Origin of the sequence: Pseudomonas sp. MH10, assembly GCF_034353045.1 — a bacterium.
Taxonomy (GTDB): domain Bacteria; phylum Pseudomonadota; class Gammaproteobacteria; order Pseudomonadales; family Pseudomonadaceae; genus Aquipseudomonas.
In genome coordinates, this window is sequence record NZ_CP133783.1 from 3,561,186 (window position 1) to 3,586,944 (window position 25,759).

A 25,759-nucleotide genomic window follows, 5' to 3' on the forward strand; every position below is an offset into this window, starting at 1 on the left:
GGTATCATCGCGCGCCCGATACACCCGGAAATGTAAGCACATGAAACCCACACTGATCGCCGCCGCAGAAATCGACCGAATCGATACCTGGGCTAAATACTCCAGCACCATGTGTGGCGGCTGCATTTCCAGCTGCTGTACGCTGCCGGTGGAAGTGAAGATCAAGGACTTGATCCGCATCGGTGTGGTGGATGAGTTCGAGCGTGGCGATCCACCGAAGAACATCGCTAAACGCCTGCAAAAGGAAGGAATCGTCGAGCGCTATAACCAGAAGCTCGGGATTTTTACGTTGCAGCGCATGAGCAACAACGATTGCTTGTATCTGGACCGTAAAAGCCGGTTGTGCACAATTTACGAACAGCGCCCTGATACCTGCCGCAATCACCCGAAAATTGGGCCAAGGCCTGGGTATTGCGCATACGTGCCAAAAACCCCTGAGCGTAAGCCGGTCGATAATACCCTGTATATTTTTTGATCAGCCTGTAAGAGCCAACTTGTTGGCGAGGCGTCTGATGCGGTTTGTCAGCTATGGCGCTTCGCCAACAAGTTGGCTCATACAGAAAAATAGCTCATACGCCACACAAACAAAAACGCCCCCGACATCGCTGTCGGGGGCGTTTTTTTAACAGCTACTTAAACTCAGTTGCCGTTTTTCTTGGCAGCGCGGGTACGCTCGCTTTCGCCAAGAATTTTCTTACGCAGGCGGATCGACTTTGGAGTCACTTCGCAGAGTTCGTCTTCTTGAACGAATTCCAGCGCTTGTTCCAGAGTGAAACGGATAGGCGGAACCAGAGCGATGGTTTCGTCTTTACCGGAAGCACGCATGTTGTCGAGCTTCTTGCCTTTGGTTGGGTTAACGCCCAGGTCGTTGTCGCGGCTGTTGATGCCGACGATTTGGCCTTCGTACACGTCTTCGCCATGACCCAGGAACAGCTTGCCACGCGCTTGAAGAGTTTCCAGCGAGTAGGTCAATGCCTTACCGGTAGCAACCGAAACCAGAACGCCGTTCTGACGGCCGGACATGTCGCCCGACTTCATCACGTCGTAACGGTCGAAGATGCTGGTCAGAATGCCGGCGCCTGAAGTCAGGGTCAGGAATTCGTTTCGGAAACCGATCAAGCCACGAGCCGGGATGTTGTATTCAAGGCGAACACGGCCCTTGCCATCCGGAACCATGTTGGTCAGGTCGCCTTTACGGATACCGATTTGTTCCATGATCGCGCCTTGGGAATCTTCTGGCAGATCGATGGTGACGTTTTCGTAAGGTTCGTGCTTAACGCCGTCAACCATGCGGATGATCACTTCTGGACGACCAACACCCATTTCGAAGCCTTCGCGACGCATGGTTTCGATCAGTACCGAGAGGTGCAACTCGCCACGGCCAGACACTTTGAACTTGTCGGCAGAGTCGCCTTCTTCAACGCGCAGAGCAACGTTGAACAGCAATTCCTTGTCCAGACGTTCCTTGATGTTACGGCTGGTGACGAACTTGCCTTCTTTACCGCAGAAAGGCGAATCGTTTACCTGGAAGGTCATCGAAACAGTAGGTTCGTCAACGGTCAGCGGCTTCATCGCTTCAACATTCAGTGGGTCGCACAGAGTGTCGGAGATGAACAGCTGGTCGAAGCCGCTGATGCAGACGATGTCGCCGGCAGCTGCTTCTTCAACGTCAACGCGGTGCAGACCGTGGTGACCCATCAGTTTCAGGATACGGCCGTTGCGGCGCTTGCCATCAGCGTCGATCGCAACAACCTGGGTGTTCGGCTTGACGCGACCACGAGCGATACGGCCAACACCGATGACGCCCAGGAAGCTGTTGTAGTCCAGTGCCGAGATTTGCATCTGGAACGGACCGTCACGGTCAACCTGTGGAGCAGGAACGTGATCGACAACAGCCTGGTACAACGGCGTCATGTCGTCAGCCATCTCGTTGTAGTCGAGACCGGCAATACCGTTCAAGGCAGAGGCGTAGATGACTTTAAAGTCCAGCTGCTCTTCGGTAGCGCCCAGGTTGTCGAACAGGTCGAAGATTTGATCCAGAACCCAGTCCGGACGCGCGCCTGGACGGTCAACCTTGTTGATAACCACGATTGGACGCAGGCCGGCTTCGAAAGCCTTTTTAGTCACGAAACGGGTTTGCGGCATAGGGCCGTCTTGAGCATCAACCAGCAGCAGAACGGAGTCGACCATCGACATCACACGTTCTACTTCGCCACCGAAGTCGGCGTGGCCTGGGGTGTCTACGATGTTGATGTGGTAGCCATTCCAGTTGATCGCGGTGTTTTTCGCGAGAATGGTAATACCGCGTTCTTTCTCCTGGTCGTTGGAGTCCATCACGCGCTCGTCGTTGAGCTCGTTGCGTTCCAGGGTGCCGGATTGACGCAAGAGTTTGTCTACCAGGGTGGTTTTACCATGGTCAACGTGAGCAATGATGGCGATGTTGCGTAGATTTTCGATCACTTGTGTATCTCGATCAGAGGATTCGGTCAGCTGACTATTGTAGGCAGCTATTAACAGTAGAGTCGGCCTAAGCCGTTACGGCTAGACGACTGGCGTCGGGGGGCCGGTGACGCAAGCCACAGGCAAACAGCCCCGGGCACTTAGCTCGGTCGATAAACGCGCACATTGGCATGCCCCTCACTGAGCAAATGATGAGCATGCAGGCGACTCATGACGCCTTTGTCGCAATACAACAGGTACTGGCGCGTGTAATCCAGTTCCTTGAAACGGCTGTTCAATGCATAGAACGGCAGTGTTTGTATCTCAATGCCAGGCAATTCCAGCGGCTGATCTTCCTGAGCATCCGGGTGACGGATGTCGATAACGATCTGACCGGCCAGCGCCTGACTGACTTCTTCTATGTCGACACTTTGGCTCAACTCGTCGATTACTCGATCGATTGTCACCAGTTTTGCTCGCTCAAGCGCTCGCTCGAGAATAGCCATGTCGAACTGTTGTTCCTCGTACTCAACGCGGTTGCGCTTGGCGTTGGTCTTGGGGTTGATCGAAATCACCCCGCAATATTCAGGCATGTGCTTGGCGAAATCGGCAGTCCCGATCTCGCTAGCCTGATCGATGATGTCTTGCTTGTGACTGGCGATCAGCGGGCGCAATACCAGCTTGTCAGTCGCAGCATCGATGAGTGACAGGTTCGGCAGCGTTTGGCTGGCAACCTGGGAAATCGCTTCACCAGTGACCAATACGTCGATTTCAAGCCGATCCGCAATTGAAGACGCAGCGCGCAACATCATACGCTTCAAAACCACGCCCATATGACTGTTATCGACTTTCTCGAGAATTTCTCCCAGAACCTCTTCGAACGGAACGCTGACAAACAGCACTCTTTGCGAGCTGCCGTACTTCTTCCAGAGGAAATGGGCGACTTCCATCACACCCAATTCGTGGGCGCGGCCGCCGAGATTGAAGAAGCAAAAGTGGCTCATGAGCCCACGGCGCATGATCTGGTAGGCCGCCACCGTCGAATCGAAACCGCCGGACATCAACACCAGGGTCTGTTCGAGGGCGCCTAACGGATAACCGCCGATGCTGTTGTGCTGACTGTGAATTACGAATAACCGTTGGTCGCGAATTTCCATGCGAACTTCGATTTCAGGTTTTTTCAAGTCAATTCCGGCAGCTCCGCACTGTTGGCGAAGCTGGCTGCCGACGTACTTTTCGACGTCCATGGAGCTGAATGTATGTTTACCGGCGCGCTTGCAGCGTACTGAAAATATTTTCCCGGACAGGGAATCACCGTAGTGAAATTTGCACTTGGCGAGAATGTCGTCCATGTCGCCAAGGGGATATTCTGCGACCTGCAGAAAATTCGCGATGCCCGGCATGCAACTCAGGCGCTCAGTCATCTCAAGCAAGACTTTCGGCTCGCTGACCTTGGTCTCAACCTCAAGATTGTCCCACACGCCGGCCACCACCAGCGCCGGGTCCAGGTCGCGGAGCACGGTACGGATGTTCTTGGCCAACTGGCGGATGAATTGCTTACGCACCGGCCGGCTTTTGATGGTGATCTCTGGGAAGACTTTTACGATTAGTTTCATGTATACAGCGCGCGATGTGCCAGCCGAAAAAGTGGGGGCGGAATTATAGCGGAAATTGCTCAAGGTTTAACCAGTTATTCTGAGCGCCACACTGAGCGCACCAAAAAAGACCATCTTTGGAAAAGCGAGCATCATAATGGCGCATCAAATATTTCAAATGTCCGCTTTAATAGCCTAAGCGCCTGCGTTTCAAGCAAAAAATCCAACACGGGGCACTGGCATGCAATTTGCTCCCTTGTGAGGCAGGCTGCCTTGGCCGATATTCGCGCCTGGCATCACCCAATTCAAAGGGTCAAAAACCACTACCCTGGCCCGAAGCCACCCGGAGGACACTATGTCGAAGACGGTTCAACTCATCAAAGATCAAGACGTTAAGTGGATTGATCTGCGCTTCACGGACACCAAAGGCATTCAGCACCACGTGACCATGCCGGCTCGCGATGCGCTGGATGAAGATTTCTTTGAAATCGGCAAAATGTTCGACGGCTCCTCCATTGCTGGCTGGAAAGGCATCGAAGCGTCCGACATGATCCTGATGCCCGACGACAGCACCGCCGTGCTCGACCCGTTCACTGAAGACCCAACCATTATCCTGGTTTGCGACATCATCGAACCTTCGACCATGCAAGGCTATGACCGCGACCCACGCGCCATTGCTCACCGTGCAGAGGAATACCTGAAGTCCACTGGTATCGGCGACACTGTTTTCGTCGGTCCAGAGCCAGAGTTCTTCATCTTCGACTCCGTAAAATTCAAATCTGACATCTCCGGCTCCATGTTCAAGATCTACTCTGAGCAAGGTTCATGGATGTCCGACCAGGACATCGAAGGCGGCAACAAAGGCCACCGTCCAGGTGTGAAAGGCGGCTACTTCCCAGTGCCTCCGTTCGACCACGACCACGAAATCCGTACCTCCATGTGTAATGCAATGGAAGAGATGGGCCTGGTGATCGAAGTTCACCACCATGAAGTGGCGACTGCTGGCCAAAACGAAATCGGCGTTCAGTTCAACACGTTGGTGAAGAAGGCTGACGAAGTTCAGACCCTGAAATATTGCGTACACAACGTAGCTGATGCTTACGGCCGTACCGCTACCTTCATGCCTAAGCCTCTTTATGGCGACAACGGTTCAGGCATGCACGTGCACTTGTCCATTGCCAAAGATGGCAAGAACACCTTCGCTGGCGAAGGTTATGCCGGCCTGTCCGACACCGCCCTGTTCTTCATCGGCGGCATCATCAAGCACGGTAAAGCACTGAACGGCTTCACCAACCCGTCGACCAACTCGTACAAGCGTCTGGTCCCAGGTTTCGAAGCACCGGTCATGCTGGCCTACTCGGCACGTAACCGTTCCGCTTCGATCCGTATTCCTTACGTGTCCAGCCCTAAAGCTCGCCGTATTGAAGCACGCTTCCCGGACCCAGCAGCTAACCCTTACCTGGCGTTCGCTGCACTGTTGATGGCTGGCCTGGACGGCATCCAGAACAAGATCCACCCTGGCGACGCTGCTGACAAAAACCTGTATGACCTGCCGCCTGAAGAAGCGAAAGAGATTCCACAGGTTTGCGGTAGCTTGAAAGAAGCCCTGGAAGAGTTGGACAAAGGTCGTGCGTTCTTGACCAAAGGCGGCGTATTCAGCGACGACTTCATCGACGCTTACATCGGCTTGAAAAGCGAAGAAGAAATCAAAGTACGCACGTTCGTACACCCACTGGAATACGAGCTGTACTACAGCTGCTAATCCAGTCACGTCGGCTGCATTGACGTAACAAAGAGGCCTCCTTCGGGAGGCCTTTTTTGTGGCAAATTATTAATCGTCAACCACGGTATGAAGCCCGCGACCGAGGCGTTTGATATCCCCGTATTTCAGACATTTCCGGTAAATCAACCTCGCTGGATCGTGCCTATTTCATGACGTTTAATCCGCGCCACTCAGAGCATTTCGCCCTGAAAGACAGAGAACAACATCATGATAAAACTCGCCCCTCTCTCCTTTGGCCTATTGACCCTGATCGGTACTGCCAACGCAGAAACACAACCCGCCATTGATTCGAAAATCCTTCTGCAGACCTCTTCGTCCTGGGACGGCACGCCCTACACTGCCTACCCAGCCGGCCAGCCTGAGCTGACCATCCGAAAAGTCACCATGGCCCCCACAGCAGTTTTGACTGGCATAAGCATCCAATGCCGGCTGCCGGCTATGTGGTTTCCGGCGAGCTGATCGTCGAAGCACGTGAGGGCGGGAAAACCGTGACACTGAGCGCAGGAGAGGTTTTACCGGAAATGAACAACATTGTTCACCGTGGCAGCAGCGGTGATCGCCCTACCGAACTCATAGTGTTCTATGCTGGCACCCCGGGCATGCCAATCTCGATCGACGCTGCCATGTAACTTAAACACCATTGTCATCGGAGACTTCATGCGTCGAGGCCTTATTTTTCTGCTGCTGTTGGTTGCCTTGCCTGCTGTTGCGCAGATCTATAAATACACCGATGCCAATGGCAACCCCGCCTACAGCAATCTGCCGCCCAACGGCACACCCAGTCAGACGGTAGACTTGCCGCCGCTAAATACCGTCAATGTCAAAAAGACGCTTGAACAAAACACTAACCCTGCGACATCTCAACCCAGTCAGCCTTCAAGCGCCTACAGTCTGCTGGAACTGACCAACCTGCCCACCGACGAAGCGTTGCGCGCCAATAACGGCACCTTCAGCGTTGGCGTGGCCATTCAGCCGCGCCTACAGCCAGGGCATCTGTTGCAGATGGTCGTCGACGGCATGAGTTATGGCCAGGCCAGTAATGTGCCCCGACTGCAAGTGGTGAACCTGGAACGCGGCGAACACAGTTTGGCCGTGCGTGTCGTGAGCGGTGACAAGATCATCCAGCAAAGCTCAACCGTCACGACGACGGTGCAGCGAGTCCATGTTGGGAAACCCTGAAGTGCTCCCACTCCACGCCACCGCGCCTGCAACGCCGCGCTGTCGCCGAGCAAACACATACTGTTTGATCGGAGCGCTATTGCTGATTGCTATGCCGGCCATCGCCGACGTTTATACCTACGTCGACGCTCAGGGAAACCGTGTATTTACGGACCAACCCCACAGCGGCGCTCATCGCGTTGCGATTCCTCCCAGCAACAACATGACTGGCACCTCTGCGCCCCGATCAGCCGCCAAAGCCAAATCTGCAGTCGTAAAACCCGGCCCGCTGTTCCATTACCAGTTACTACGGATTCTGGTGCCCGAACCCGAAGCGACGATTCGCAATATCGCCGGTGAGTTGATTGTCACTGTCAATAATGACCCTGAGTTGCAAACGGGGCACATGTACCGCCTGTTCCTGGATGGCAAACCCTTTGGCGAAGCGGGTCGCAGCCCGGTATTTCCCCTGAGCAACATTGATCGTGGCACTCATTCATTGGCTGTCGAGATTCTCGATGAAACCGGGCGTATGCTCGAACGTACACCAAGCCAGGAATTTCAGATGCTGCGCATCAGCCTCGCGCAAAAACGCCAGGCACAGCCCTGCACAGCGGACGACTACGGGGTTAGACCCGAGTGCCCGATCGCGGACAAGCCCCCAGAAAAGAGCAGCTTCCTGCCGTTCTTATGAGCGTCAAAACTGGCGACGCTCCGTATTGGTGCAATACTTCCCGTACCGACTAGCCTCGTTACCCATTTTGGTTCGGAAATAGTCCCAAACTGTTCAGTCGAAGGACCCGCTGTCCGAAAAAAGCTCGATTTTACGGATTAAACGCTTCTTTTCGGAGCCTTGGTTTGGTTTTTGCAACTTCCAGTGAACTAAGCACCGTATCAGCAGGTTGCCCGATGATGGCGAGGCTTGAACACGGCCCGCCGCAGGCTGCAATGTGCCAAAAGAGGTCAACGAGGATTTATGACTATCAGTGATGCGCTGCACCGGCTGTTACTCGACAACCTGACCACTGCCACCATTCTGCTCAACGCCGACTTGCGGCTTGAGTACATGAATCCCGCAGCCGAAATGCTGCTGGCGATCAGCGGTCAGCGCAGCCACGGACAATTTATCAGCGAGCTGTTCACCGAGTCAGTCGAAGCGCTGAACGCTCTGCGTCAGGCTGTCGAACAGGCCCACCCGTTCACCAAGCGCGAAGCGATGTTGACGGCGCTGACCGGGCAAACACTGACCGTCGATTACGCTGTCACGCCTATTCTGAACCAAGGCGCAACCATGCTGCTGCTGGAGGTCCACCCGCGTGATCGCCTAATGCGCATCACCAAGGAAGAGGCCCAGTTGTCCAAGCAAGAAACCACCAAAATGTTGGTGCGTGGCTTGGCTCACGAAATTAAAAATCCCCTAGGAGGGATTCGCGGCGCCGCCCAATTGCTGGCACGTGAACTGCCCGAAGAGAGCCTCAAGGATTACACCAACGTCATCATCGAAGAGGCCGACCGCCTGCGCAATCTGGTCGACCGCATGCTGGGCTCGAACAAGCTGCCATTACTGGCCATGACCAACGTGCATGAAGTGCTTGAGCGTGTGTGCAGCTTGGTGGACGCCGAAAGCCAAGGTTGCATCACCCTCGTACGTGATTACGACCCAAGCATTCCCGACGTGTTGATCGACCGTGAGCAAATGATTCAGGCCGTGCTCAATATCGTTCGCAACGCGATGCAAGCAATCAGCGGCCAGAACGAACTGCGTCTGGGCCGTATCAGCTTGCGTACGCGAGCGCTGCGTCAGTTCACCATCGGCCATGTCCGCCATCGTCTGGTGACCAAGGTCGAAATTATCGATAACGGCCCTGGCATTCCAGCAGAACTGCAGGAAACCATTTTTTACCCAATGGTCAGCGGCCGCCCAGATGGCACGGGGCTTGGCCTCGCGATTACCCAGAACATTATTAGCCAGCACCAAGGACTGATTGAGTGTGACAGCCATCCTGGCCACACCACTTTCTCGATCTTCCTGCCGCTGGAACAAGGAGCAGCGTCGTCATGAGCCGTAGTGAAACTGTCTGGATCGTCGATGACGACCGTTCCATCCGTTGGGTTTTGGAAAAAGCGCTGCAACAAGAAGGCATGACTACCCAAAGCTTCGACAGCGCCGATGGCGTCATGAGCCGTCTGGCCCGTCAGCAACCCGACGTAATCATTTCCGATATCCGCATGCCGGGGGCCAGTGGCCTTGAGTTGCTGGCGCGAATTCGAGAACAGCACCCGCGTTTGCCGGTGATCATCATGACCGCCCATTCAGACCTGGACAGCGCCGTGGCGTCGTATCAGGGCGGCGCGTTCGAATACCTGCCTAAGCCGTTTGACGTCGATGAGGCTGTGTCGCTGGTCAAGCGCGCCAATCAACACGCTCAAGAACAGCAAGGCATGGAAGTGGTACCCGCGCTAACCCGCACTCCGGAAATCATTGGCGAAGCGCCCGCGATGCAGGAAGTGTTTCGCGCCATCGGTCGTTTAAGCCACTCCAACATTACCGTGTTGATCAACGGCGAGTCGGGTACCGGTAAAGAATTGGTTGCCCACGCATTGCACCGTCACAGCCCTCGCGCGTCGTCGCCGTTCATTGCGTTGAACATGGCGGCCATTCCCAAGGATTTGATGGAGTCCGAGCTGTTCGGCCACGAAAAAGGCGCGTTCACCGGTGCAGCGAACTTGCGGCGCGGCCGCTTCGAACAAGCGGACGGCGGCACACTGTTCCTTGATGAAATCGGCGACATGCCTGCTGACACTCAAACCCGTTTGCTACGGGTACTGGCAGACGGTGAGTTTTACCGCGTTGGCGGGCACACGCCGGTGAAGGTAGACGTACGAATCATCGCCGCGACTCACCAAAATCTGGAAATTTTGGTGCAGGCCGGTAAATTCCGTGAGGATTTGTTCCACCGTTTGAACGTGATTCGGATTCACATCCCGCGGATGTCTGATCGCCGCGAAGATATTCCAACGCTGGCCAAGCATTTTCTGGCCCGCGCTGCGCAGGAACTGGCGGTTGAGCCGAAACTGCTTAAAGCTGAAACCGAGGAATATCTCAAGCACCTGCCATGGCCTGGCAACGTGCGTCAGCTGGAAAACACCTGCCGCTGGATCACCGTCATGGCGTCCGGGCGTGAAGTCCATGTCAGCGACCTGCCGCCAGAACTGTTGAGCCTGCCCCATGATGCTGCGCCTGTCACCAACTGGGAACACGCGCTGCGTCAATGGGCCGACCAAGCGCTGGCACGGGGTCAGTCGAGCCTGCTGGACAGTGCGGTGCCAACCTTTGAACGCATCATGATCGAAACCGCCCTCAAGCACACCGCCGGCCGCCGCCGGGATGCCGCTGTGTTATTGGGCTGGGGCCGCAATACCTTGACGCGCAAGATCAAGGAGTTGGGCATGAAGATCGATGGCGACGAAGACGACGGCGACGACGCCTAAACCTGTCATTTCTGACAGTTTACGCAGCGTCTTAAAAGTGATTAGCTCCTTATCTGACCTCAACATTCGAGGTCAGACAAGGAGCTGGCTGCTATGGATACAGCACTAAACACCCGTCTGCTCGCGGCCCTGCCGCCTCGGTCTTCAATCCCCCTGCGTGATCGAATCGTCGATTACGAAATCGTCGAAATGGCTGTGCTGTTTCGCAGCAAGGAACTGACGTCCTACGACATTACAGTCGCTTACTTGCAACGAATCGATCAGTTCAACGGCCCTTTTGAAACCTACGATGCAAACGGCGGTTACAACGCATTTGTGCGTATTGATCGACTGGAAGCACTGACGCAAGCACGCGACGCCGATCTCTGGTTACAAAACCCCAACGACGACCGCGGTCTCGCACCACCGCTGTGTGGTATTCCAATGGGGTGAAAGACTCGATTGGTATAAAGGGCCGGGAAAGTAAAAATGGCACCCAGGCCCATCTTGGAGCGACCGTCAAAGAGTTCCCTGGACTTAACATTGGAACACCCGAATGCCCTTTCTCCAATACGGAGATCTTGGGAGAGGTCGTCGACGATCAGGGCAATGTAAATCCAATCACGCCGCTAACAGCGGTCACCTATAGCAACTCAGTGGAGACGGAATACTGGCGAGCGGTCGCCGAGTTCGCGGCAGGGAGTCTTCCCGATCATCAAACTGAACTGCTGGGGATGTATTGGCAAAACACAGGCATTGGGGCCCAGAGAGTGACCGTCGGGATGCGTACCGAGGGTGAGCGGCGCAGGCGTGAGGAGCAAATGCTTTATCAAAAAGCGCTAGACGAAGCCGGTGTGGACTTTATGTTAGTCATGCCACTGGGCGCGCACGTTGGCCGCCGATTCGACGACAAACTCGACTCGATTCTTGTCAGACGGTTACAGATTGACGCACCTAATCTCCATGGCTGGCCAATGCTGAGTTTCCCTATTGGCTATGGTCAAACTGGGCTGTCGAGGCAATTACCCATCAACGCTGCGTTCTGGGGCCCTCGATTTAGCGAAGCGCTGATTATCCAGGCAGCCATCGATTATCAAGACCGGTTTTCCGGCTACCACACCGTTGCGCCGCCCGACCCTCCAATGCCCGACCCAAGGCGCCCAGCGAATATTCCGCGAGTACGTCCCGTCACGCCACAAACCTCAACAGACCCGGTTGTCAGACAGGGGATTTCACGATGAGCCTGATCAACAGCACACCCTTTTTTACCGTAAAGTGGGCGCCAGCTATCAGTCCCGGCCTGCTGCCAGCCGACCCAAGACTAGAGAACGAAAAATTCATGACCGTCGGCTGGCAAGCGAAGCTGGGAGCAGTTTTCTACCCGTTCCAACATAAGGTGCCCGTTAACCCAGCTAAGCCGCTCGCCGACTCCTAGGTCACTGATCAGTCGACGGCTTTTCCCACAGGTTAATCCCGCCTTCCACCGCAAAGCTGTCGATTTCGGCCAGCTCTTCGGAGGTGAAGTCCAGGTTCTTCAATGCGCCGACGTTTTCAACGATCTGCTCCGGACGGCTCGCACCAATCAGCGCCGAGGTAATACGCGGGTCACGCAGGGTCCAGGCCAATGCCAGTTGCGCGAGGCTTTGGCCGCGGCGCTTGGCGATTTCATTCAGCGCGCGGACGTGAGCAATGTTGCTCTCGGACAAGTGCGAAGCCTGCAACGAACCCCCACCCGGCTTGTTCACCCGCGCATCCTTGGGAATGCCATTAAGGTATTTGTCAGTCAGCAAACCTTGAGCCAGCGGGGTGAAGGCAATTACGCCCGCGCCGAGGTCATCGGTGGCGTCCAACAGGTCGCGTTCAACCCAACGGTTGAGCAAGTTGTACGCCGGTTGATGAATCAACAACGGCACTTTCCACTCTTTGAGCAACGCCGCCATTTCCCGGGTTTTTGCACCCGAATAGGACGAGATCCCGATATAGAGCGCTTTGCCCTGCTGTACGGCAGTAGCTAACGCGCTGGCGGTTTCTTCCAGCGGGGTCAGTGGGTCGAAGCGGTGCGAATAAAAGATATCCACGTAGTCCAGCCCCATCCGCTGCAAGCTCTGGTCAAGGCTGGCAAGCACGTATTTGCGCGAGCCGCCGCCTTGGCCATAAGGGCCTGGCCACATGTCCCAGCCGGCTTTGCTGGAGATGATCAACTCGTCGCGGTAGTGCTTGAAATCTTCGCGCAGCAAGCGGCCGAAGTTGATTTCGGCGCTGCCATATGGAGGGCCGTAATTGTTGGCCAGGTCGAAGTGGTTGATACCCAGATCGAACGCCGTGCGCAGCAATGCGCGCTGGGTATCCATCGGCGTGCTGTCGCCAAAGTTGTGCCACAGCCCCAAGGACAAAGCAGGCAGAACCAACCCACTACGGCCGACGCGGCGGTACGGAATGGCTTCATAACGGTTTTCGGCAGCGATATAAGTCATCGAATCCTCTCTCGTAGGTGTATGGGGTTGCGACTCCTTAATCGGAGACACAGTTCCCGCTTTTTTTATTATCCGAGCGCTTTGATCGAACATTCAGAGCCTGTAGAGCCAACGTGTTGGCCCCTACAGGGGAAGGGCGTTACTTCAAGCAATCATCCTTCTGTAGCAAGTTCGCCTGAGACACGTTGCAGCCGGCTGGCACGCTGCGGGTCAGCCAGACGTTGCCGCCGACGGTGGAGCCTTTGCCGATGGTGATGCGCCCCAAAATCGTGGCGCCGGCATAGATCACCACGTCGTCTTCGACAATCGGGTGACGCGCATGGCCTTTCTGCAGCTGGCCATCTTCATCTGCCGGGAAGCGTTTCGCACCCAGGGTTACGGCTTGATAGATGCGAACCCGCTCGCCAATGATCGCAGTTTCGCCGATGACCACACCTGTTCCGTGATCGATAAAGAAACTGCCACCGATCTGCGCACCCGGATGAATATCGATACCGGTGGCCGAGTGCGCAATTTCGGAACTGATCCGCGCCAACAACGGCAACCCGGCGCGGTACAGGTGATGGGCCAAACGGTGATGAATGACCGCAAGAATGCCCGGATAGCACAGCAGCACTTCATCGACACTGCGCGCAGCCGGGTCGCCGTGGTAAGCGGCCAAGACGTCGGTGTCGAGGAGGATGCGCATGGCTGGAAGCGCGGCAGCGAAGGCTTGAATCAGTTGGGTCGCATGATGTTCAACGGCACTGACGTCTTCGCCCCGCTGGCGCGCGACATAACGCAGCTCCAGGCGGGCCTGAGCCAGCAACGCATTAAGGGCGACGTCGAGGGTATGACCGACGTAGAAGTCTTCACTCTCCTCACGTAAGTCCACTGGACCTAAGCGCATCGGAAACAATGCGCCGCACAGCGCTTCAAGAATGTCGCGCATGGCGGCTCGGGACGGCAACTCGCGACCGCCCAGTTCGCCACTGACCCGGCCATTGCGCTGGCGCCAGTCGTCCCGCGCCTCACGTAATTGACTAACGATTTGCTGCAACTGCCAGTTACCGGCGCGGTTGTCGGCGGGTGCGTCTGAAATATCGCTCACGCTCATCACTCCTTTTTAGGCTTAAAGCCAGGATGGGCTCACTTTACGGCAAACTTTAGACACGAAAAAATAACAATTTCTACCGGACGCTCTATTTATAGGTACGACAACCCGGCGTCGAAGAGGCGACGGAATCTCGATTCAACTGTAAACACGCGTTTGTCTGTAGGAACCAACTTGTTGGCGAAGGGCATTACGCGGTGATCCAGGTAAGCCGTTTCGCGAACAAGTTCGCTCCTACAGTAGCCCCGTGTTTGCTGCGCGACAGCGCGGCGTTGGAGGATGCGGCATCTCAGGCATACACAAATGTTTGCGGCCACCCGGGGTGACTGCCTATAGTCCATCGACTTACTTCGTCGGCCATCCAAACCACCATGATCAAACAACAGCTCGCTCGTTTTAATCGTCTTGAATTACTGGGCGCACCCACCGCGCTGGAAAAGCTTGCGCGTTTATCCTCATGGGTGGGCCGGGACGTTTACATAAAGCGTGACGACACGACAACCCTGGCGTTGGGCGGCAACAAGGTGCGCAAGCTTGAATACTTGGCAGCCGATGCGCTGGCACAAGGCGCGGACACCTTGATCACTGCTGGCGGTCTGCAATCTAACCATGCGCGACAAACCGCTGCCCTGGCTGCACACCTGGGTCTTGGGTGTGTGGTGTTGCTGGAAAATCCCTTGGCCACCAACGACCCCAACTACCTCGGCAATGGCAATCGGCTGCTGCTTAGCCTGTTCGATGCCAAGGTCGAGCGGGTGGATAACCTGGACAACGCCGACGACCAGTTGTATGCCCTTGCGGCACGCCTGCGGGCCAGCGGTAAAAAACCGTACAGCATCCCTATCGGTGGATCCAACGCGTTGGGCGCTTTGGGTTATGTGCGGGCAGGGTTGGAACTGGCCGATCAAATTAAAGACACCGGCCTGACGTTCTCGGCCGTGGTACTCGCCTCGGGCAGTGCCGGCACTCACAGTGGCTTGGCATTGGGACTCAGCGAGACGCTGCCCAATCTGCCGGTGATCGGCGTCACCGTTTCCCGCAGCGACGACGCACAACGGCCGAAAGTCCAAGGCTTGGCTGAGCGCACCGCCGAACTGCTGGGCATCGATCTGCCAAGCAGCTTCAAGGTTGAGTTGTGGGACGAATATTTTGCCCCCGGCTACGGCGCGCCGAATGCGGGAACACTGGCTGCCATCAAGTTAGTCGCCAGTCAGGAAGGCCTGTTGCTCGATCCGGTGTACACCGGCAAAGCCATGGCGGGCCTGCTTGACGGCGTCGGCCGCCAGCGTTTCGATGAGGGTCCGATCATCTTCCTGCACACCGGTGGCGCGCCTGCGCTGTTCGCGTACCCAGACGTATTTTCCGATCAGTAACACAGACCTCTCTTTTATTCGATTTAGAAATATATAAAGTAATTTTTAGTATTTAAACTGATATGACGACTGCCTTATAGTCGCGTTCGCGTTAGGGATCACGGATGGAATAAGGCCGCGTGAAATCGCAGGATAACGTTTCACAGTCACAGTACTTTTGTCGGGCCTGATTTTTGCCTGACATTCAAAACACAATAAGGGGCTCTTCATGAATATTGCTGCCATCCGCCGGACATTTCTTCTTTCTACGTTCAGCCTCGTGCTCGGTTCCAGCCTGATAGGGCAAGCCGTTGCTGGGGATCAGCTGCAAAAAATCAAAAGCAGCGGCACGATCAACGTCGGCCTTGAAGGTACGTACCCACCTTTCAGCTTTGTCGCTGAAGACGGCAAGCTCGCCGGTTTTGAAGTCGAGTTTTCCCAAGCACTGGCCAAGGAGCTGGGCGTGACGGCGAAACTGCAACCGACCAAGTGGGACGGCATCCTCGCGGCGCTGGAATCCAAGCGCCTGGATGTCGTGATCAACCAGGTAACCATCTCTGAAGAGCGCAAGAAGAAGTACGACTTCTCCGAGCCTTACACCATCTCCGGTATTCAGGCCCTGACCCAGAAGAAAGACGCCGACAAATTCCCGACGCCTGAATCGCTGTCCGGCAAGAAAGTCGGTGTGGGCCTGGGTACGAACTACGAGCAATGGCTGAAAGAAAACGTGCCCGGCGCAGTAGTCAAAACCTACGACGATGACCCAACCAAGTTTCAAGACTTAATGGCTGGCCGCACTGACGTGATTCTCGTCGACCGTCTTGCCGCGTTGGAAATGGTCAAGAAAACCAACAATAAACTGGCAGCTTCCGGCAAAGCGTTCTCGCGTCAGGAAGCCGGTATCGCGATCCGCAAAGGTGAGCCTGAGTTGGTGGCTGCGATCAATGCTGCCATCGACAAACTGCGCGCCGACGGCACGCTGGCCAAGTTGTCACAGAAGTACTTCGGCTCTGACGTGACCCAATGATTGAAGAGAGTCTAACGCTAGCGCTGGACTCCGCGCCCTTCTTGCTGAAGGGCGCGTATTACACCGTCATTCTGAGCCTGGGCGGAATGTTCTTTGGCTTGTTGCTGGGCTTCGGCTTGGCGTTGATGCGTCTGTCGCGTCTCAAGCTGGTGAGCGGTATTGCCCGGGTGTACGTGTCGTTCTTTCGCGGCACGCCGTTGCTGGTTCAGTTGTTCGTGATCTATTACGGCTTGCCGCAATTGGGCATTGAGCTTGACCCGCTTCCGGCTGCTTTGATCGGTTTTTCGCTGAACATGGCCGCTTATGCGTGCGAGATTTTGCGAGCCGCCATCGGAGCTGTGGACCGTGGGCAATGGGAAGCCGCCGCCAGCATCGGCATGACCCGTGCGCAAGCCATGCGACGCGCCATTGTGCCGCAAGCCGCGCGAACCGCATTGCCGCCGCTGGGCAACAGTTTCATTTCGCTGGTCAAAGACACTGCATTGGCGGCCACCATTCAAGTGCCCGAGCTGTTTCGGCAGGCGCAGTTGATCACCGCGCGAACCTTCGAAATTTTCACCATGTACCTGGCTGCGGCGCTGATCTACTGGATTCTCGCCAGCCTGCTTGCGCACCTGCAAAACCGACTGGAAGCGAGGGTCAACCGACATGATCTGGAGTCTTGAAGCATGATCGTGGTTGAAAAACTGACCAAACAATTCAAAGGCCAAACCGTGCTGAACGGCATCGACCTGCGCATTGAAGCCGGTGAAGTGGTGGCCATTATCGGCCCCAGCGGATCGGGCAAAACCACCCTGTTGCGTTGCCTTAACTTTCTCGAAGAACCCACCAGCGGCAGCATTCAAGTGGGGGATATCAAGATCGATGGCGGCAAGCCGTTGACTCAGCAACAGGGCCTTATCCGGCAATTACGACAACACGTGGGTTTCGTCTTTCAGAACTTCAATCTGTTCCCGCACCGAACAGCGCTGGAAAACGTCATTGAAGGACCATTGGTGGTCAAGAAGATGGCCAGGGAACAGGCGGCCAAACTCGGGATGGCTTTACTGGCCAAGGTCGGGCTCGCCGGTAAAGAAGATTCATACCCGCGACGCTTGTCCGGTGGACAGCAGCAACGGGTAGCGATTGCGCGAGCGTTGGCCATGGAACCCGAAGTCATTTTGTTCGACGAACCCACCTCAGCACTGGACCCGGAATTGGTCGGTGAAGTGCTGACCACTATCCGTGCGCTCGCGGAAGAAAAACGCACCATGGTGATCGTCACCCACGAGATGAGTTTTGCCCGGGATGTTGCTAATCGGGTGATCTTTATCGACAAGGGCGTGATCGTCGAGCAGGGTGAAGCAAAGGCACTGTTCGCCCATCCCAAGGAAGAACGCACTCGGCAGTTTTTGGAACGAAGCCGCCATTGAAGGTTGGCTTTGGATCAATAAAACAGCGCCCTTCAGGCGCTGTTTTTGTTTGTGTGAGGGCGGCATCCATTGGAATTCCGGAAAGTGATTCACATAATAAAATTTGATAGCAACAAACGGGAGGCAGGGGATTTGCGCGCGCGGTATGTTGGCCCGCATGCAATCGATAAAGAAAGGCAGATGCTCGAACTGGCAATAGAAAAAACTGGGCTCTGAAAATTGGAGCGAGCACCTGCATCGTGTGAATGACCATGGATTTACAGGCATTAAGAAAAATCAACGACGGAGCAAAACCATGGAAAGCACAAAGGTTCCGGCAACAAAGCGCGTTCCAAGGATAGAAGATGATCCGCGCTGGGGCGTCCTGATAAACCGACAGGCGGACGTTGGCGACGACTTCGTGTATGGCGTATTGACGACAGGTATCTATTGCGGACCTCGTAGCCCGACCAAGCTGCCGCGTCCGGAAAACGTCGTTTTTTTTGACACCGCAATCGAAGCTGAAGCAGCGGGCTTTCGTCCGTCCAAGCGTCGCGACAGCAATCAGGAGACGATAGCGCTCAAGCACGCAGCCACAGTTGCCGAAACCTGCAGAATGATAGACGCGTCCGACTCGGTACCCAACCTGAGCGACATGGCCGAAAAGGTCGGGATGAGCACCTTTCACTTTCACCGCATCTTCAAAAAAATCACAGGGTTGACGCCAAAAGCCTATAGCGTCGCCTCGGTGCGCTCGCGGGTCAGGGACCAGCTCTCCCAGTCCGGGACGATCACCAGCGCACTTTACGAAGCCGGGTACAACTCCAACAGCCGTTTCTATGAAGCCTCTCAGAAGATTCTCGGCATGAAACCCACCGAGTACCGCGCAGGAGGGGCCAACGTCGACATCAAATTTGCGCTGGGTGAAAGCTCACTTGGGTCGATTCTGGTAGCCAGAAGTGCCCGTGGCATCTGTGCGATTTTGCTCGGAGACGATCCCAATAGCCTGGTTGAGAGTTTTCAGGATCAGTTTCCAAATGCCAATCTGATTGGCGGGGACGCAGAGTTTGAAGGACTGGTTTCCACCGTCGTGGGTTTCGTAGAGTCGCCGGCTGTGGGCCTGGCGCTACCGCTTGATATTCGCGGCACTGTTTTCCAGGAGCGTGTGTGGCAGGCGTTGAGGGATATTCCTGCCGGATCGACCGCCACGTACACCGATATCGCGGTCCGGATAGGCATGCCCAGCGCAGTACGGGCGGTAGCGAACGCCTGCGGCGCCAACAGCCTCGCTGTGGCCATTCCTTGCCATCGCGTCGTGCGCAGCGACGGAACATTGTCCGGGTACCGGTGGGGTGTCGAGCGTAAGCGTAAGTTGCTTGAGCGAGAAAAAATGGATTCGCCTGAAGAGTTGCCATTGGTTGTGGGTTCGATAATCCCGTAAAACCTGGACATTCAACGTCAGGTATCACTGCCAGATCCACTGGATTAGCGAACGTGGTGTTAGTTCTCAGGAACCAGCCTACCGGACAACGAGTCCGGCTCAAGAAAAACGCTGCAGCCCCGCGCAGTTCAATATAACTAGTTGATGTCCCCCGCCCCCTCTAAATGGGCGGCTAACTTCCATGATTCAGGAGACACAGTATGGACGCTGATAAAACAGATCCATTGCGGCACATTGCACATAAAAATTTCAACTTGTTATGGTCCGGCCAGTCCATGAGCCTTTTTGGTAATCAGTTCTTGGTTATCGGACTTCCACTTCTCGCCGTACAGGTGGTGGGGGCTTCAGCCGCCCAAGCGGTTCTACTGCCTTTTATGATGTTTATTCCCTTTCTGCTTTTCGGACTTCCAGCAGGCGCCTTGGTTGATCGACTGCCCAAGCGCAAAACCATGGTCGTGGCTGATCTGGTTCAGATGCTCGTGTATTCGTGTATCGCAATACTGTCGATCAAAGGCCTGATGACATTTCCAGCGCTGATGGCGTTGGTGTTTGTTGCAGGGACCGCGACCGTCTTTTTTCAAGTGGCCTACACCTCATTCCTGCCGGAAATATATTCGGGAGCGTCCGAACTTCAAAAAGGTAACGCCAAGCTGTTTTTTTCCGAATCGGTTGCTCGCACATTAGGACCTGTAGCCGCGGGCCCTTTGATTGCTGTATTTGCCCCGCCTATTGCGATCCTCCTTAATGGCGGTTCTTTCCTGGTGTCTGCGCTCACGCTAGGGGCCATTCGAAATGTCGACACCGCGTTGGATCTAACCAGGTCCGTGCCTGTGCGGACATCCATCGTGGCGGATATAAAGACAGGGCTGAAATTTGTCTTTTCACACCCGAAACTGGAACCCGTGTTTTTGTGTGGAGCAGTGTATGTTCTGTTTCTCACCTTCATTGAGACCAGTCTGGTGCTTTATTGTAAGGACGTTCTGGCGCTCTCTCCCAGCGCCATCGGCCTGGTGATTGGTGCAGCGGCCGCAGGATTTCCTGTCGCCAACCTCATCTCATCAAGATTAATGAATGACTTCGGTATCTCCCGCACGTTGGTCATGGCTGCAGCGACATCTGTTTCCGGTCTTTTTCTTATTGCCGTGTTCGGCGCCTCGGGTTCAATTGCAGGCTTGATAGCCGCCAGTGTGCTTCATGGTCTGGGCGAAGGTGTTTTTGGACCGACCTCACTGACGCTAAGGCAGACAGTCACGCCGTTATCCCTGCTGGGCAGAGTGAATTCGGTGCAACGCTTCATGATCTGGGGAGCCATTCCACTGGGCAGCGTATTGACCTCGCTAACCATTAAATACGTTGGAATCGATTGGACCCTATGGTTCGGCGGAGTCGGCACCGTGCTATGCCTGTTGCCGCTCATCCGGCGTGGAATCCTCACCGATCTGCGCAAGCCTGATTCGACATTACGTCCTGATATCACTCAAAGCTGAGAGCGGCCGCCAAGTAGGACGCAGCACCTACTCTCCAGTGGTCTTCTAACCTCGCCGACGTAGGAACAATCTGATTCCTTTGCCCCCTCGACTCTTCTGCCATTCCCCTCCTTGACACCTATTCCCAATCCCTCTTAGCTAGGCCCCGCTACCTCTAAACTTCAATCAACAAGGACTATCACGTGGCGTAAATTCATCGGCCGCGGGTAATAAGGAGTCTCGAACATGGACAGTGCGACCCTACCTTCCCCTCACATCAAGTTGTTTGCGCCTTCGTTACCGCAAGCCAATAAGTTCGGTATAAGCGCTGCGGCCGCTGCGCATTTGATGGTCACTATCAGACCCTACGCCAGGATGGACGAAGGTGACTTGATCACGCTGTTTTGGGACGGATGCTACGTAGCCTCGAAGCTGCTGACTGCGGACGATATCGGTCAGCCGCTGGCGTTGCGGGTACCGGAAAGCTTCGTGCAGAGTGGCACTACCAGCACTTGGTATGAAGTGCAAAAAATCGGCATGCACCCCACGCTTTCACCCAGTAAAAGCGTGCTGGTCAAGCTTGATCGGCCCGGTGGAAACCTTGCCAGCAGCTGTACCGAGGAAAATCAAAACCTGACGCCGCTGACCCTTCCTGACGCGCTGCTGCACAATGGCCTGACCGCCAAGCAGCTCAAAAAAGGGATTGCGCTGACAATTGAGGCGTACCCCAATATGGCCGCGAAAGACGAAATCACCCTGCGCTGGGGCGATGTGCGAATGGATTTACCCGCGATCAATCCACGGGATGTCGGCAAGCCCATCACGATCAAAGTGCCGCCTGCGATGATTCTGGAGGCCGGCGAAGATCCATCGCTGGAAGTCACTTATTGCGTCATCGACCTGGTTGGCAACAACTCACGCTGGGCGCCCTCCCGGATACTCAGCGTTGCGCCCTTACATGCCACCCCTAACGCTTCTATTGTTATTCCAAAAAGCATGTTTATTTAATTTTTATACACGCTTAGGGTATATCTACCGGACCACCGGACCACCGTCAGTTTATTTTCGCCGCAGCTTCTCACACGCTGGCTGCGGCTAATGTCGAGGTTTGGAATGGTCATTTTCACCATCACCCCCGTGTACAACGCCGACACATCATGTGCAGCCAAGGAGCAGCGCTGATGTCCCGTCTGGCAACTGCACCCGTTAATAACGATGTGGATATCTCGCCGCTGCTGTTGCCTGCCAAAGTGCTGGCCAACGATGCCGAGGCGATCACTGCCGCTTATGCATTGGCGGACATTGCCCGCCAACACGCCGCACAGCGTGATCGACAGCGCAAATTACCCTGGGCCGAAATCGAACACTTCACCCGCAGTGGCCTGGGCAGTATTTCGGTGCCACGGGCCTATGGCGGCCCGCAAGTGTCGTTCGTGACCGTGGCCGAAGTGTTCAAGATCATTTCCGCCGCCGACCCGGCGTTGGGGCAGATTCCGCAGAACCAGTTCGGCATCCTTCATTCGTTGATCGGCAGTGCCAGCGAGGTGCAGAAAAAAGAGTTGTTTCACAGCGTTCTCAACGGCTGGCGCGTCGGCAATGCCGGCCCCGAGCGCGGCACGAAAAATACCCTGGACCTTAAAGCACGCATCGTTGCCGAGGGCGACGGCTTTGTCATCAACGGACAAAAGTTTTACTCCACTGGCGCGCTGTTCGCCCATTGGGTGGCGGTCAAGGCACTGAACGAGCACGACCAGCAAGTGTTGGCGTTCGTGAAGCGAGGCACCCAGGGGCTGCGTATCGTCGATGACTGGTCGGGCTTTGGCCAACGCACCACCGCCAGCGGCACCGTACTGCTGGACAACGTGCGGGTCGAAGCCGACCACGTCATCGACAACTGGCGCTTGGCATTGATCCCGAATATTCAGGGCGCAGTGTCGCAACTCATCCAGGCTGCAATTGATGCCGGGATCGCCCGAGAAGCCATCGACGACAGCATCCGCTTCGTCCGCGAGCGCTCGCGCCCGTGGATTGAAGCCAAGGTCGAGCGCGCCGCCGATGATCTCTACGTAATCGCCGACATCGGCAAACTGAAACTCGAATTGCACGCTGCCGAGGCGTTATTGCGTAAGGCCGGTCAAGTGCTGGACGACATCAGCGCTGCGCCCATCGACGAGCAATCGGCCGCCCGCGCCTCAATCGTCGTCGCCGAAGCCAAGGTACTGACCACCGAAATCTCCCTGCTCGCCAGTGAAAAGCTGTTCGAGCTGGCAGGCAGCCGCGCCACCCTGGCCGAGTTCAACCTCGACCGCCACTGGCGTAACGCCCGCGTTCATACCCTCCATGACCCAGTGCGCTGGAAATACCACGCCGTCGGCAACTACTACCTCAACGGCGCCTTGCCCGCCCGGCATTCCTGGATCTGACCAGACCACTGGAGCAACACATGACTTCTCTTTCTACCCTGCGCATTCCCGCTGCAGTGATCAGCAGTGACGCCCAAGCCCTGCACGTGGCGGGCGAATTGGCTGAACAATTCAAGCGCGACAGTGCCTTGCGTGACAGCGAGCGACGCCTTCCGTATGCCGAACTTGACCTGTTTTCCAACTCAGGTTTATGGGGCATCACCGTGCCGAAAGCGTTCGGCGGTGCGGGTGTTTCCAATGTCACGCTGGCGACGGTTATTCGACTGATCGCCCAAGCCGACTCGTCTCTGGGGCAAATCCCGCAAAACCATTTTTACGCGCTGGAAGTTTTGCGGGTGAACGGCAGCCCTGAGCAGCAAAAACGCCTGTATGCGCAAACGCTGACCGGTGCTCGGTTCGGTAACGCGCTGGCCGAACTGGGAACCAAAACTGCTCACGACCGCACCACGCGCTTGAGCCGCGACGGTGACGGCTATCGCATTAACGGCCGCAAGTTTTACGCCACCGGCGCGTTGTATGCGCAGCGAATCCCGACCTCGGTGATCGACGACCTGGGCGTGCAACACCTGGTATTCGTCCCCTATGACAGCGCCGGTTTGAGCGTGATCGATGACTGGAGCGGCTTTGGCCAGCGCACCACCGGCAGCGGCTCTGTGGTGTTCGATGACGTGTTCGTCAGCGCCGACGATGTGGTGCCGTTTCAAAGCGCGTTTGAGCGCCCCACCACGGTCGGCCCGCTGGCGCAAATTCTCCACGCCGCCATCGACACCGGCATCGCCCGCGCCGCCTACGAAGACGCACTGAATTTTGTCCGCACCCGCACCCGACCCTGGATCGACTCCGGCACCGAAAAGGCCGTGGACGATCCTTTGACCCTGCACAGTTTCGGCAAACTCGGGGTTCGCCTTCATGCCGCCGAAGCGCTGCTGGAACGCGCAGCTGAATTCCTGGACCGCGCACACGCTGACAGCAGCGCAGCAAACGTCGCCGCAGCCTCCATCGCGGTGGCCGAAGCGCGGGCCATTAGCACTGATATTTCCCTCGCCGCAGGCAGCACCTTGTTTGAATTGGCCGGCAGTCAGGCGACCTTGGCTGAACACGGCCTCGACCGTCATTGGCGCAACGCCCGGGTGCATACGCTGCACGACCCGGTGCGCTGGAAATTCCACGCCATCGGCAACTACTACCTCAATCACGAAAATCCTCCACTGCGGGGGACGATCTGATGCCAAAGAAAAAGATTCTGCTTAACGCGTTCAACATGAATTGCATTGGACACATCAACCACGGCCTGTGGACCCACCCACGGGACACTTCGACCGAGTACAAAACCCTCGAATACTGGACCGAACTGGCGCAATTGCTGGAGCGCGGTTTGTTCGACGGGCTGTTTATCGCCGATATCGTCGGCGTGTATGACGTCTACCAGCATTCGGTTGATGTCCCGCTTAAAGAGGCGATCCAGTTGCCGGTCAACGACCCGCTGCTGCTGTTATCGGCCATGGCCGCCGTCACGAAAAACCTCGGCTTCGGCCTGACCGTCAACCTCACGTATGAGGCGCCCTATCTGTTCGCCCGACGCATGTCGACCCTGGATCACCTGAGTCGGGGTCGAGTGGGCTGGAACATTGTCACCGGTTATCTGGACAGCGCGGCCAAAGCCATGGGCCTCACCGAACAGATCGAACATGACCGTCGCTACGACCAGGCCGACGAGTACCTGGAAGTGCTCTACAAACTCTGGGAAGGCAGTTGGGAAGACGACGCGGTCATCAATGATCGCCAACAACGGGTCTACGCCCAGCCAAGCAAAGTGCATAAGGTCGAACACAAGGGCGAGTTCTATCAGGTCGAGGGTTATCACCTGTGCGAACCGTCGATTCAGCGTACGCCGGTGTTATTTCAGGCGGGCACGTCCGAGCGCGGTATACAGTTCGGCGGGCGGCACGCTGAGTGCGTATTCATCAGCGGTCAAAACAAAGCCGCGACCCGAGAACAGGTGGACAAGGTCCGCAAAAGCGCGGTCGCCGCCGGCCGCAAACCGGAAGACGTGAGGATATTCATGGGCCTCAACGTGATCGTCGGCGCCACTGAAGAGCTGGCCCGGGCCAAGCAGCGTGAGTACCAGGAATACGCCAGTGCTGAAGCCGGGGTCGCGCATTTCGCGGCCTCGACCGGAATCGACTTCGCCGAGTACGAACTGGACGAGCCCATTCAGTACGTGAAGAGCAACGCGATTCAATCCGCCACCAAAACCCTGAAAAACAACGACTGGACCCGTCGTCACTTGCTCGACCAGCACGCCTTGGGCGGACGCTATATCACCTTGGTCGGCTCGCCTGAGCAAGTGGCGGATGAACTGGAATCCTGGATCGCCGAAACCGGCCTCGACGGCTTCAACCTGACCCGGATCGTGACCCCGGAAAGCTACGTCGACTTTATCGATTTGGTGATCCCGGAGCTGCAACACCGTGGCTCGTACAAGACGGCGTATGACGCCGGGAGCTTGCGCGAGAAATTGTTTCATCAGGGACCACGGTTGCCTGACTCGCATGCGGGTGCTGGGTATCGCCATGTTTCTGAGTAAAGCCAGACCCATTCGCAGGCAAGCCTGCTCCCACAATTCCCGTGCAGGCTGTGTGGGAG

The 25,759-nt window shown here is 56.1% G+C and carries 24 protein-coding genes; 20 read left to right on the plus strand and 4 right to left on the minus strand.

Annotated elements, in window-relative coordinates:
• The first annotated feature begins 40 nt into the window (after positions 1–40).
• Positions 41–475, plus strand: a complete 435-nt coding sequence (locus tag RHM59_RS15820) for a YkgJ family cysteine cluster protein (RefSeq protein ID WP_322167008.1) — start codon at positions 41–43, stop codon at positions 473–475.
• Between the two features lie 164 nt (positions 476–639).
• Here RHM59_RS15820 and typA read toward each other — a convergent pair whose 3' ends face one another.
• Positions 640–2,460, minus strand: a complete 1,821-nt coding sequence (gene typA, locus RHM59_RS15825) for a translational GTPase TypA (RefSeq protein ID WP_322167007.1) — start codon at positions 2,458–2,460, stop codon at positions 640–642.
• 140 nt (positions 2,461–2,600) lie between these two features.
• Positions 2,601–4,055 carry a tRNA uracil 4-sulfurtransferase ThiI gene (gene thiI, locus RHM59_RS15830; protein WP_322167006.1) on the minus strand — a complete coding sequence of 485 codons (1,455 nt, stop codon included), beginning with the start codon at positions 4,053–4,055 and terminating at the stop codon, positions 2,601–2,603.
• Between the two features lie 334 nt (positions 4,056–4,389).
• Here thiI and glnA point away from each other — a divergent pair, with 334 nt between their 5' ends.
• The 9 genes from glnA (at position 4,390) to RHM59_RS15875 (ending at position 11,881) form a co-directional block, all read left to right on the plus strand.
• A complete protein-coding gene (gene glnA / locus RHM59_RS15835; protein ID WP_322167005.1) occupies positions 4,390–5,796 on the plus strand; it encodes a glutamate--ammonia ligase in 1,407 nt (468 codons plus the stop codon).
• A gap of 443 nt (positions 5,797–6,239) precedes the next feature.
• The gene (locus RHM59_RS15840; RefSeq protein WP_322224682.1) at positions 6,240–6,446 is read left to right on the plus strand and encodes a hypothetical protein; all 207 of its coding nucleotides are present in this window, start codon (positions 6,240–6,242) and stop codon (positions 6,444–6,446) included.
• A gap of 28 nt (positions 6,447–6,474) precedes the next feature.
• Positions 6,475–6,996 (plus strand): DUF4124 domain-containing protein, encoded by a 522-nt coding sequence (locus tag RHM59_RS15845; protein WP_322167003.1) that lies wholly within the window; start codon positions 6,475–6,477, stop codon positions 6,994–6,996.
• 91 nt (positions 6,997–7,087) lie between these two features.
• Complete coding sequence (locus RHM59_RS15850) at positions 7,088–7,669, plus strand: DUF4124 domain-containing protein (RefSeq protein WP_322286713.1); 582 nt, start codon at positions 7,088–7,090, stop codon at positions 7,667–7,669.
• Between the two features lie 282 nt (positions 7,670–7,951).
• Complete coding sequence (gene glnL, locus RHM59_RS15855) at positions 7,952–9,037, plus strand: nitrogen regulation protein NR(II) (protein WP_322167002.1); 1,086 nt, start codon at positions 7,952–7,954, stop codon at positions 9,035–9,037.
• Entirely contained in the window at positions 9,034–10,467 is a 1,434-nt protein-coding gene (gene ntrC / locus RHM59_RS15860; RefSeq protein ID WP_322167001.1) for a nitrogen regulation protein NR(I), read from the plus strand. Before glnL ends, ntrC begins: the two co-directional genes overlap by 4 nt.
• 93 nt (positions 10,468–10,560) lie before the next feature.
• Entirely contained in the window at positions 10,561–10,899 is a 339-nt protein-coding gene (locus tag RHM59_RS15865; protein WP_322167000.1) for a hypothetical protein, read from the plus strand.
• Complete coding sequence (locus RHM59_RS15870) at positions 10,896–11,687, plus strand: hypothetical protein (RefSeq protein WP_322184432.1); 792 nt, start codon at positions 10,896–10,898, stop codon at positions 11,685–11,687. Before RHM59_RS15865 ends, RHM59_RS15870 begins: the two co-directional genes overlap by 4 nt.
• The gene (locus RHM59_RS15875) at positions 11,684–11,881 is read left to right on the plus strand and encodes a hypothetical protein (RefSeq protein ID WP_322166998.1); all 198 of its coding nucleotides are present in this window, start codon (positions 11,684–11,686) and stop codon (positions 11,879–11,881) included. The genes RHM59_RS15870 and RHM59_RS15875 overlap by 4 nt, the downstream gene beginning before the upstream one ends.
• A gap of 1 nt (position 11,882) precedes the next feature.
• Here RHM59_RS15875 and mgrA read toward each other — a convergent pair whose 3' ends face one another.
• Both mgrA and epsC read right to left on the minus strand, forming a co-directional pair.
• Positions 11,883–12,920, minus strand: coding sequence for an L-glyceraldehyde 3-phosphate reductase (gene mgrA, locus RHM59_RS15880; RefSeq protein WP_322166997.1), 1,038 nt, complete (start codon positions 12,918–12,920; stop codon positions 11,883–11,885).
• 139 nt (positions 12,921–13,059) lie between these two features.
• The gene (gene epsC, locus RHM59_RS15885; protein ID WP_416195023.1) at positions 13,060–14,016 is read right to left on the minus strand and encodes a serine O-acetyltransferase EpsC; all 957 of its coding nucleotides are present in this window, start codon (positions 14,014–14,016) and stop codon (positions 13,060–13,062) included.
• A 368-nt stretch (positions 14,017–14,384) separates the two neighbouring features.
• On the opposite strand from epsC, the gene RHM59_RS15890 reads away from it, so the two are divergent.
• The 10 genes from RHM59_RS15890 (at position 14,385) to RHM59_RS15935 (ending at position 25,700) form a co-directional block, all read left to right on the plus strand.
• Positions 14,385–15,386: a D-cysteine desulfhydrase gene (locus RHM59_RS15890; protein WP_322224687.1), complete on the plus strand. Its 1,002-nt coding sequence runs from the start codon at positions 14,385–14,387 to the stop codon at positions 15,384–15,386.
• A gap of 208 nt (positions 15,387–15,594) precedes the next feature.
• Positions 15,595–16,392, plus strand: a complete 798-nt coding sequence (gene tcyJ / locus RHM59_RS15895; RefSeq protein ID WP_322166994.1) for a cystine ABC transporter substrate-binding protein — start codon at positions 15,595–15,597, stop codon at positions 16,390–16,392.
• Positions 16,389–17,057, plus strand: coding sequence for a cystine ABC transporter permease (gene tcyL / locus RHM59_RS15900; protein WP_322166993.1), 669 nt, complete (start codon positions 16,389–16,391; stop codon positions 17,055–17,057). Before tcyJ ends, tcyL begins: the two co-directional genes overlap by 4 nt.
• Before the next feature lie 3 nt (positions 17,058–17,060).
• On the plus strand, positions 17,061–17,804 hold the full coding sequence (gene tcyN / locus RHM59_RS15905) for an L-cystine ABC transporter ATP-binding protein TcyN (protein WP_322224689.1): 744 nt from the start codon (positions 17,061–17,063) through the stop codon (positions 17,802–17,804).
• Between the two features lie 295 nt (positions 17,805–18,099).
• Positions 18,100–19,224 (plus strand): bifunctional DNA-binding transcriptional regulator/O6-methylguanine-DNA methyltransferase Ada, encoded by a 1,125-nt coding sequence (gene ada, locus RHM59_RS15910; protein WP_322286714.1) that lies wholly within the window; start codon positions 18,100–18,102, stop codon positions 19,222–19,224.
• Positions 19,225–19,424: 200 nt separating this feature from the next.
• Complete coding sequence (locus tag RHM59_RS15915) at positions 19,425–20,711, plus strand: MFS transporter (RefSeq protein ID WP_322166989.1); 1,287 nt, start codon at positions 19,425–19,427, stop codon at positions 20,709–20,711.
• A 225-nt stretch (positions 20,712–20,936) separates the two neighbouring features.
• Positions 20,937–21,698 (plus strand): hypothetical protein, encoded by a 762-nt coding sequence (locus RHM59_RS15920; protein WP_322166988.1) that lies wholly within the window; start codon positions 20,937–20,939, stop codon positions 21,696–21,698.
• A 173-nt stretch (positions 21,699–21,871) separates the two neighbouring features.
• The gene (locus RHM59_RS15925; protein WP_322166987.1) at positions 21,872–23,113 is read left to right on the plus strand and encodes an SfnB family sulfur acquisition oxidoreductase; all 1,242 of its coding nucleotides are present in this window, start codon (positions 21,872–21,874) and stop codon (positions 23,111–23,113) included.
• 20 nt (positions 23,114–23,133) lie between these two features.
• Positions 23,134–24,339, plus strand: coding sequence for an SfnB family sulfur acquisition oxidoreductase (locus RHM59_RS15930; RefSeq protein ID WP_322224692.1), 1,206 nt, complete (start codon positions 23,134–23,136; stop codon positions 24,337–24,339).
• Positions 24,339–25,700: an LLM class flavin-dependent oxidoreductase gene (locus tag RHM59_RS15935; protein ID WP_322184434.1), complete on the plus strand. Its 1,362-nt coding sequence runs from the start codon at positions 24,339–24,341 to the stop codon at positions 25,698–25,700. The genes RHM59_RS15930 and RHM59_RS15935 overlap by 1 nt, the downstream gene beginning before the upstream one ends.
• Positions 25,701–25,759: the final 59 nt, after the last annotated feature.

Coding starts and splice junctions, on each gene's coding strand:
- glnA (WP_322167005.1), top strand. CDS start 4,390: ATGTCGAAGACGGTTCAACTCATCAAAGATCAAGACGTTAAGTGGATT.
- tcyL (WP_322166993.1), top strand. CDS start 16,389: ATGATTGAAGAGAGTCTAACGCTAGCGCTGGACTCCGCGCCCTTCTTG.
- RHM59_RS15850 (WP_322286713.1), top strand. CDS start 7,088: ATGCCGGCCATCGCCGACGTTTATACCTACGTCGACGCTCAGGGAAAC.
- mgrA (WP_322166997.1), bottom strand. CDS start 12,920: ATGACTTATATCGCTGCCGAAAACCGTTATGAAGCCATTCCGTACCGC.
- RHM59_RS15875 (WP_322166998.1), top strand. CDS start 11,684: ATGAGCCTGATCAACAGCACACCCTTTTTTACCGTAAAGTGGGCGCCA.
- RHM59_RS15865 (WP_322167000.1), top strand. CDS start 10,561: ATGGATACAGCACTAAACACCCGTCTGCTCGCGGCCCTGCCGCCTCGG.
- tcyJ (WP_322166994.1), top strand. CDS start 15,595: ATGAATATTGCTGCCATCCGCCGGACATTTCTTCTTTCTACGTTCAGC.
- epsC (WP_416195023.1), bottom strand. CDS start 14,016: ATGAGCGTGAGCGATATTTCAGACGCACCCGCCGACAACCGCGCCGGT.
- ada (WP_322286714.1), top strand. CDS start 18,100: ATGGAAAGCACAAAGGTTCCGGCAACAAAGCGCGTTCCAAGGATAGAA.
- RHM59_RS15925 (WP_322166987.1), top strand. CDS start 21,872: ATGTCCCGTCTGGCAACTGCACCCGTTAATAACGATGTGGATATCTCG.
- tcyN (WP_322224689.1), top strand. CDS start 17,061: ATGATCGTGGTTGAAAAACTGACCAAACAATTCAAAGGCCAAACCGTG.
- ntrC (WP_322167001.1), top strand. CDS start 9,034: ATGAGCCGTAGTGAAACTGTCTGGATCGTCGATGACGACCGTTCCATC.
- RHM59_RS15915 (WP_322166989.1), top strand. CDS start 19,425: ATGGACGCTGATAAAACAGATCCATTGCGGCACATTGCACATAAAAAT.
- RHM59_RS15820 (WP_322167008.1), top strand. CDS start 41: ATGAAACCCACACTGATCGCCGCCGCAGAAATCGACCGAATCGATACC.
- glnL (WP_322167002.1), top strand. CDS start 7,952: ATGACTATCAGTGATGCGCTGCACCGGCTGTTACTCGACAACCTGACC.
- RHM59_RS15890 (WP_322224687.1), top strand. CDS start 14,385: ATGATCAAACAACAGCTCGCTCGTTTTAATCGTCTTGAATTACTGGGC.
- thiI (WP_322167006.1), bottom strand. CDS start 4,055: ATGAAACTAATCGTAAAAGTCTTCCCAGAGATCACCATCAAAAGCCGG.
- RHM59_RS15935 (WP_322184434.1), top strand. CDS start 24,339: ATGCCAAAGAAAAAGATTCTGCTTAACGCGTTCAACATGAATTGCATT.
- RHM59_RS15840 (WP_322224682.1), top strand. CDS start 6,240: ATGCCGGCTGCCGGCTATGTGGTTTCCGGCGAGCTGATCGTCGAAGCA.
- RHM59_RS15845 (WP_322167003.1), top strand. CDS start 6,475: ATGCGTCGAGGCCTTATTTTTCTGCTGCTGTTGGTTGCCTTGCCTGCT.
- RHM59_RS15930 (WP_322224692.1), top strand. CDS start 23,134: ATGACTTCTCTTTCTACCCTGCGCATTCCCGCTGCAGTGATCAGCAGT.
- RHM59_RS15920 (WP_322166988.1), top strand. CDS start 20,937: ATGGACAGTGCGACCCTACCTTCCCCTCACATCAAGTTGTTTGCGCCT.